Source organism: Microbacterium umsixpiens, assembly GCF_053543675.1.
Genome location: NZ_JBLVOH010000152.1, coordinates 37,226 through 42,719, shown reverse-complemented (window position 1 = coordinate 42,719; position 5,494 = coordinate 37,226). Strand labels below are relative to the sequence as shown.

Below are 5,494 nucleotides of genomic sequence, written 5' to 3'. Positions count from 1 at the left end.
CCCTTCTTCGTGCGGGGGCTCAGGCGTTGGAGTCGAGCAGCCCCTGGACTTCCTTCTTCAGCGCGTTGAGCCCGGCCTGGGCCTCGACCTGACCGGCGAGGATCGTCGCGACCCCGGCACCGATCGCGGCGTCGATCTGCGCCGTCACGGCGACACGGTCCCACGCGGCGCCCCGAGCGTGCTCGGAGACCTCCGTGCGGAACGCGCCCTGGAACTTGTCGGCCGCGAGCGCCGGGATCTTGTCGGCGACGCTCTTGGCGGCCGGAGCCACGGCGGAGTTCTCGTACAGCGCCGTCGCCGCTTCGACGTTGGTCGCCGCGTAGAGGATGAAGTCGCGGCTGGTGAGCTCACCCTCGCCCGCCGTCGCGAACACGCCGCTGCCCCACGCCCGGTTGAAGGAGTCCTTGCCCCCGGCCGTCGGACGCGAGATAGCCCCGATGTTGTCGATGATGTTCTGCGCGGCGCCGTTCGTCTTGACGAAGGTCGAGGCGAGCGGGGCGTCGTCGTAGAGCGCGGCCCGGCCGCTGGCGAACAGGATGCGGGCATCGCTGCGGGCGACGTTCGTCTGGGTCAGACCCTGGTCCTGCAGGGACTTGTACCAGATGACGGCCTCGACGCTCTCGGCGTCGCCCAGCGTGCACTTGAGGTCGTCTGTGACGACATCGCTGCCGAAGCCCCACATCCACGGCACGGAGTCCTTGAGGTCGGGGTTCTTGGTGACCGCGGCGTACGGGATCAGCGACTTGTCCTGCTTCTTGATCTTCTCGAGCGCGGTGGCGAACTGCTCCACCGTCATGCCCGACTTGATGCCGACGCTCTTCGCGATCTCGCCGTTGGTGATGATGCCGATGCCGGCGGCCGTGAGCGGCAGCACGAGCAGCTTGCCGTCCATCGTGTAGGAGTCGAGCACGCCCTGCGGGATGCCGAGCCCCTTCGCGAGGTCGGTGAGGTCGGCGAGCACGTTCATCGGCGTGAGGACCTGCCATCCGCCCGACTGGCCGACGCCCATGAGGTTGCCGGAGCGCCCGGTCAGAGCGAGCTGCGTGGCCGCCTGGTCGTACGGGTAGATGACCGGGGCGACCTTGACGCCCTCCTTCTTGGAGAACCCGTCGAGGATCCCCTGCCACGCGGACTTCAGCGCCTCCTCGCCGAGCGAGTTGCCGTAGAAGTTGATGGTCTTCGCGGCCGTCGCAGCACCGGCCGAGGCCCCTCCGGCACCGGCGCCGGGGGCGGCGGGCGTTGCACACCCGGCGAGCGCGAGGGCACCGAATGCGGCGAGCACGGTGCCGCCTCCGAGGAAGGCTCGGCGGCTCAACTGTGAGTTCGAGATGGTCATGGAGACTGCTCCTTCGAGGTGATGGGGGTAGAGCTGTTCGGGAGACGCATGGCTACCCCTTGACGGCTCCGGCGGCGAGGCCGGAGACGAAGTAGCGCTGCAGGAGGACGAAGATGATGACGAGCGGGAGCGACGTGATGAGGGACGCCGCCATGAGCGCCGGCCAGTCGGCCGTGCCCTCGCGGATGAACGCCTGGGTCAGACCTGCCGGCAGCGTCTGCTTGTCGGGGCCGGCGAGCGTGAGGGCAAAGAGGAGATCGCTCCAGCCGCGCATGAAGGCGAACATGCCCGCGGTGATGAGGCCGGGGACCACGAGCGGGAACACGATGCGGAACATCGTCCCGGTGCGGGAGAGACCGTCGACCTTGGCCGCCTCGAGGATGTCGTCGGGGAGGGCGTCGATGATGCCCTTCAGCAGGAACACCGCGAGCGGCAGGGTGAACGTCGTGAACGAAATGATCAGCGCCGTGTAGGTGTACAGCAGTCCGGCCGAGCTCAGCATCAGGTACAGCGAGATGAGCAGCAGTGCGCCCGGGATCAGCTGGCCGATGAGGAACATGAACATGATCGCGTTGCGGCCGCGGTAGCGGAACTTCGACAGCGAGTACGCCATCAGACCACCGACGAGCACCGCGAGCAGGGCCGTGCCGGTGGACACGATGATGCTGTTCAGCAGGTTCTTCAGCAGGAGGTCGTTCTGGAAGAAGCCGATGAAGTTCTCGAACGTCGGGTCGACCGGGAAGAACGGCCGATCCAGGGAGAAGACATCCTCCTTCTTCGTGAACGCGGTCGCCGTGAGCCAGTACACCGGCAGCAGGCCGAACAGGGCCAGCAGCAGGAGCAGCACGCGCCCCGGGATGGACAGGTGGGGGCGGATGATCGACTCCCCCACATCGCGACTACGGCGCATCACTTCTCCAGCCGTCGGTTGAGGAACAGGTATCCGCTCGTGATGATCGCGAGCAGGACGAGCCAGAGGGCGCCCATGGCGGAGGCCTTGCCGAGTTCGTAGCTGCCGAAGGCGAGGTCGTAGAGGCTGACCGCGAGCGTCGTGGTCGAGTTGCCCGGCCCACCGCCGGTCATCACGAAAATGGTGTCGAAGTTGCCGAAGTTGTAGATGAACTCGAGCACCGCGACCAGGGTGACGGGGCCGGCGATGTGCGGCAGCGAGATGTGGCGGAACCGCTGGGCGCGCGTCGCGCCGTCGATGGTGGCGGCCTCGATCTGCTCGCTGGGCAGGGTCTGGAGCACCGCGAGGGCGACGACCATGATCCAGGGGAACGAGTGCCAGGTCTTGGCGATGACCACCGCGGCCATCGCACCGGTCGGGGTGCCGAGCATGCTGACCTCGGGGAGCCCGAAGATCGAGAGCACGTGGTTGACGACGCCGTAGCTGTCGTTGAAGATCCACGCCCAGAGGAAGGAGACGACCACACCGGGCAGCAGCCACGGCAGCATGAGCGCGCCGCGCAGGATGTTGCGTCCGCGCATGCGGGCGTTCAGCAGCAACGCGAGGGCGACGCCGAGGATGAGCGGGAAGACCGTCGCGAGCGAGGCGAACACCAGGGTGGTGCCGAGACGGGCGAAGAACTCGTCCCAGACGGCCACGTAGTTGTCGAGGCCGACGAACGTGCGCTCGGGGCGGAGCAGCGACTGGTCGTACAGGCTGGTCCAGATGCTCGACACGAGAGGGAAGATCGCGATCACGAGGAACAGGAGGACCGCGGGAAGTGCGATCATGAAACCGAAGGTGCGGTCCTTCGCCCCCAACGTGGAGCGCCGCCCTGAGCGAGGCTCGACGGCCTTCTGCTCGCTCTCTGCGGGCCGCTCGAGTATGGCTTGTTGCATTGCAGTCACTTTCCAGTAGAGACGACCCCGGAGGGCCCTGCGCATCGTCGTCACAGTCGTCGACGTCGACGTGCGGCCAGTTAACCACAATGCGGATGCGAAATCCACAAAATGCATAAGACACCCACAATTGTGTTGCTCGAAGCCATTTCGCTGAATAGGATGACTGGCAACGGCGACGAGCCGCGGTCGCGCAGATGCGGCCACATCACCAAGGAGGAGTCACCATGGCGTCGGAATCGGTAGGCGGCACGCAGACCGTCGAACGGGCGATGTCGTTGCTCGCATGCTTCACGGAGGAATCCGGCGAGCTGAGGGTCTCCGAGCTCTGCACGCTGACCGGCCTCGGCCAGTCGACGGTCTCTCGCATGATGTCGGCACTCGACCGCATGAAGTTCGTGGTGCAGGACGCCCGCACGGGCCTGTACCGCCTCGGCCCTGCGGCGGTGTCCCTGGGCACGGTCGCGATCAACGGCTCGCCCATCTTCCGCGCCTCGCGGCAGATCGCGCAGAACCTGGCGCGCCGCATCGAGATCGGCGTCAACGTAGCCGAGCTCAGCGGCTTCACCTTCACCTACCTCTGCAACTTCGAAGGCGCCCTGGCACCGAAGTCGTTCGCCATGGCGGGTCGCACCGGACCGCTGCACGCCACCGGCATCGGCAAGGCCCTGCTGTCGGGCATGTCCGATGCACAGGTCGACGAGTACTTCGCGCAGACGCCGCAGCGCTTCACGCCGCACACGATCGTCGACCGCGCCGCGATGCAGACCGCCCTCGACGAGACGCGCAGCCGCGGCTACGCGACCGAGATCGAGGAGCTCGCCTTCGGTCGCGCCTGCATCGCCGCGCCGATCCGCAACCGGGCGGGTGAGATCGTCGCGGGCATCTCTGCCAGCGGCCCCCTCTCCGTGCTCGACCTGCACGAACCGCATCAGGAGCTCGCCCTGCAGCTCATCGAAGCCGCCGACGAGATCTCGGTGGCCCTCGGGTACAGCCCGTCCCGCACCGCTTCGGCGTTCGCGGCACTCTGACCCTCGGCCGCACTGCGGCTTCCCCCTCTGACGACGGCACCTGCCGCCGGCCGTTCGACCACCCCGTCTATTGGAGACCCCAGTGAGAATCACGCGCGTCCAGACCTTCCCCCTCTACCTGTCGAAGGAGGATGCGAACAACTCGTACGCCGGCGACACCGCCGTGGATCACCGCGGGTACGTCATCCGTCCGCCGTGGCGGAGCCTGTACTCCCCCGGATACGAGACGCTGCTCGTCAAGATCGAGACCGATGAGGGTCTGGTCGGCTGGGGCGAGGCGCTCGCCCCCGTGGCCCCCGTCGTCGCGGCGGCGATCGTCGACAACCTGCTCACCCCGCTCATCCTCGGCGAGGATCCGCGCTCGGTGCGCACGCTGTGGCACCGCATGACCGAGTCGATGCGCGAGCGCGGACACCTCACCGGGCACCAGGCCGACGCCATGGCCGCCGTCGACATCGCGCTCTGGGACCTCTGGGGCCACGCCACCAGCCTCTCGGTGTCCGAGCTCGCCGGCGGACGCTTCCACGAGGTGCTGCCGACCTACGTCTCCGGCATCCGCGGTGTCGACGACGTCGAGCGCGCCGAGAAGACGGCGGAGCTCGTGGAGGGCGGCGTCCGCCGCATCAAGCTGCACCTGGGTGTCGACATCCGCACCGACCTGGCGACCTACGACGCCGTCCGCGGTGTGCACCCCGATCTCGACGTCGCGCTCGATGCGCACTGGACGTACCGGCTCGGCGAGGCGCGTGCGCTCGGCCGCGAGCTGGACGACCGGCGCGCATGGTTCTTCGAGGCGCCGCTCGCCCCGGAGGACGTGGAGGGGCACCGCGATCTCGCGACCGCTCTCGCCACCCCGATCGCGATCGGTGAGGCCATGCGCAGCCGCTTCGAGTTCACGGACTGGCTCACCCGCCGCGCGGTCGGCCTCACGCAGCCCGACATCGGCCGCACCGGTATCACCGAAGGCCTCGCGATCGCCGCGGTCTCCGATGCCTTCCACGTGCCGGTCGCGCCGCACCACTCCGCCGCATTCGGCATCGCGATGGCCGCCGGCGTGCATGTCGCGGCGAGCGCCGCGTCGCTCCTCGCCTTCGAGTACCAGCCGTTCACCCTTCCCGTCGCCAACCGCCTGCTGACGACCCCGCTCGAGGTGCGCGCAGACGGCGGGTTCGTCGTGCCGACCGGCCCCGGGCTCGGCGTGACCGTCGACGAGGACGCGATCCAGGAGTACGTGCGGCACTGATCCGCATCGACATCCGACGAAGAACGGGTGGGTGGG

The 5,494-nt window shown here is 68.1% G+C and carries 5 protein-coding genes; 2 read left to right on the top strand and 3 right to left on the bottom strand.

Annotated elements, in window-relative coordinates; all coding sequences use genetic code 11:
• Positions 1–19: 19 nt before the first annotated feature.
• Genes ACNPM4_RS15190 through ACNPM4_RS15180 form a run of 3 tightly spaced genes read right to left on the bottom strand, consistent with a single transcriptional unit; the run spans position 20 to position 3,076 of the window.
• On the bottom strand, positions 20–1,336 hold the full coding sequence (locus ACNPM4_RS15190; RefSeq protein ID WP_448986225.1) for a type 2 periplasmic-binding domain-containing protein: 1,317 nt from the start codon (positions 1,334–1,336) through the stop codon (positions 20–22).
• Between the two features lie 52 nt (positions 1,337–1,388).
• Positions 1,389–2,246 carry a carbohydrate ABC transporter permease gene (locus ACNPM4_RS15185; RefSeq protein ID WP_105710904.1) on the bottom strand — a complete coding sequence of 286 codons (858 nt, stop codon included), beginning with the start codon at positions 2,244–2,246 and terminating at the stop codon, positions 1,389–1,391.
• On the bottom strand, positions 2,246–3,076 hold the full coding sequence (locus ACNPM4_RS15180) for a carbohydrate ABC transporter permease (protein WP_231481692.1): 831 nt from the start codon (positions 3,074–3,076) through the stop codon (positions 2,246–2,248). Before ACNPM4_RS15180 ends, ACNPM4_RS15185 begins: the two co-directional genes overlap by 1 nt.
• A 335-nt stretch (positions 3,077–3,411) precedes the next feature.
• On the opposite strand from ACNPM4_RS15180, the gene ACNPM4_RS15175 reads away from it, so the two are divergent.
• Complete coding sequence (locus tag ACNPM4_RS15175) at positions 3,412–4,215, top strand: IclR family transcriptional regulator (RefSeq protein ID WP_029273785.1); 804 nt, start codon at positions 3,412–3,414, stop codon at positions 4,213–4,215.
• Between the two features lie 82 nt (positions 4,216–4,297).
• Positions 4,298–5,458 carry a mandelate racemase/muconate lactonizing enzyme family protein gene (locus tag ACNPM4_RS15170; RefSeq protein ID WP_448986223.1) on the top strand — a complete coding sequence of 387 codons (1,161 nt, stop codon included), beginning with the start codon at positions 4,298–4,300 and terminating at the stop codon, positions 5,456–5,458.
• Positions 5,459–5,494: the final 36 nt, after the last annotated feature.

Bases quoted from the DNA above. Each gene is read 5' to 3' on its own strand.
- ACNPM4_RS15185 (WP_105710904.1), bottom strand. From the start codon at position 2,246: ATGCGCCGTAGTCGCGATGTGGGGGAGTCGATCATCCGCCCCCACCTG.
- ACNPM4_RS15180 (WP_231481692.1), bottom strand. From the start codon at position 3,076: ATGATCGCACTTCCCGCGGTCCTCCTGTTCCTCGTGATCGCGATCTTC.
- ACNPM4_RS15175 (WP_029273785.1), top strand. From the start codon at position 3,412: ATGGCGTCGGAATCGGTAGGCGGCACGCAGACCGTCGAACGGGCGATG.
- ACNPM4_RS15190 (WP_448986225.1), bottom strand. From the start codon at position 1,336: ATGACCATCTCGAACTCACAGTTGAGCCGCCGAGCCTTCCTCGGAGGC.